Source organism: Enterococcus sp. RTP21361st1_A6_RTP21361_211029 (genome assembly GCF_040910045.1).
Lineage (GTDB): Bacteria > Bacillota > Bacilli > Lactobacillales > Enterococcaceae > Enterococcus_D > Enterococcus_D gallinarum.
The window spans coordinates 1-1,645 of record NZ_JBDGBK010000196.1 but is presented as its reverse complement, the minus strand read 5'-3'; the positions used below and the strand labels follow the sequence as shown (position 1 = coordinate 1,645).

The following is a 1,645-nucleotide window of genomic DNA, read 5'->3' as shown; positions in this document are numbered from 1 at the left end:
TAAGATCAGTGATGCTCAATAAGAAGGTTAATCATACAAAAAGTCCACCGGAGAATTCATTCTCCGGTGGTTTTCTTAGTTGATTTCATTTGTTAAATGAGAGGACAAGTTTGCACTTGTCGTAAAAAATGATAGGATAAAGCTAACGATACAAACCTAAAAGAATCGGACTTTTACTCAGCGGTTTTCTGGACGTAAACTGGTGGCTGCGAAAAGCGCTTTGACTAATATTGGTGTCAGGATCACTGCTGTGATCACTTCAGAAACGCCGTTAGTCACTGCAATAGCTCCTAATGTGACAAACAAAGCGGAAGCATCAACACCATAGGTAGTTGCCACCAAACTAGTGTACAGGGTTCCCATCAACGTTAACACGAGAACCGTGTTGGTAAGGGTACCAAAGATGGCTGCAACAATAGAAGCAAGGACGACTTTCTTTGTTTTACGATAGAGCCAAGTAAACAATATACCAGCGACGAGACCTACTAAGACCCTTGGCAGGACTGAGATGATCGGATTAGTGAATACTGTGATATCCAAAGGGGTCGTAGGGGAAGTGAATGCCCGAATAATCGTGAAAATCCCCCAAACCAAGCCGATAAACATCCCATCTTTCGTTCCTAAAACAATGGCAGCAACAATGACCGTGATATGAATGATCGTCAGACTAGTGATGCCGATAGGAATAAAGCCAAGGAAAGGTACCATAGTTTGTAAGATAATGATTGCGGTTAGAATTGCACGGATCACTAAACGATACGTTTTGTTTTTTGTGTTCATGAGAAAACACCCTTTCTTATAGAATGACACTCGTGTCATTTTTATGTTAGGATGATTATACAATAAAATGACACAGGTGTCATTAATAAAGTGAGGTGGAAGCATGAAAAAGCCGATCGAAGAAAAAAAACGGCAAAAACGAGAAGCGATTTTGGAAAGTGCCAAAGTAGTATTCAGCAAGAAAGGATTGATCGATGCGACGATGCAAGACATCATCGAAGAATGCGGCATCAGTCGCGGCGGGATCTATCTGTACTTTCAATCGGTGGATGCGATTTTCTTAGAAGTGCTGCAACAACGTTCGCAACGACGGTTTAATGAAGTTCGAGCAATGATCAAAGCAAATGCTTCTTTCGAGACTATCTTGACGAAATATTTTGAGGATCATAAATACCGATTGCTTCATAGCATATCCGACAGCATGCTGCGAGCGACGTATGAGTATTATTATACGCATAAGTCAGTTGAGACGAGTTCGTTGCAGCAAACGCAGTTGACTGAGACGAAACGCACGATCCAAGAGATTTTTCAAGTTGGAGTTGCGCAAGGCGTGATTGCCGATCGGAATCTGGAAGCAATCGCGGAAAACTATATGTTTGTTATAGAAGGTCTGGGTATTTTAGCTTTGACGGGTCATATTCAAGAAGAACAAATCGATCATCAAATTCAAGTGATGCGAACACTGTTGCCGTACCAATAAAAGATTTTAGAAGCTGTGATAGAAGATAATACAAAAAATGGAGAAATAGCCTTTCTCAAGTTCGATTGAGATCGAACGATCTCTGGACTTTTTTGGGCTCTTTGTCAATAAGGACTGATGGGTTGTACAAAATCAAATCTGGGTCAGAATGAACCTCATTCTGGC

Annotated in this window: 2 protein-coding genes; one reads left to right on the top strand and one right to left on the bottom strand. The window is 41.1% G+C overall.

What is annotated here, in order from left to right:
* Positions 1-177 precede the first annotated feature (177 nt).
* Positions 178-780, bottom strand: coding sequence for an ECF transporter S component (locus AB5Z52_RS16960; RefSeq protein WP_003126027.1), 603 nt, complete (start codon positions 778-780; stop codon positions 178-180).
* Positions 781-883: 103 nt separating this feature from the next.
* On the opposite strand from AB5Z52_RS16960, the gene AB5Z52_RS16955 reads away from it, so the two are divergent.
* Positions 884-1,480, top strand: a complete 597-nt coding sequence (locus AB5Z52_RS16955) for a TetR/AcrR family transcriptional regulator (protein ID WP_003126028.1) — start codon at positions 884-886, stop codon at positions 1,478-1,480.
* The last annotated feature ends 165 nt before the right edge of the window (positions 1,481-1,645 follow it).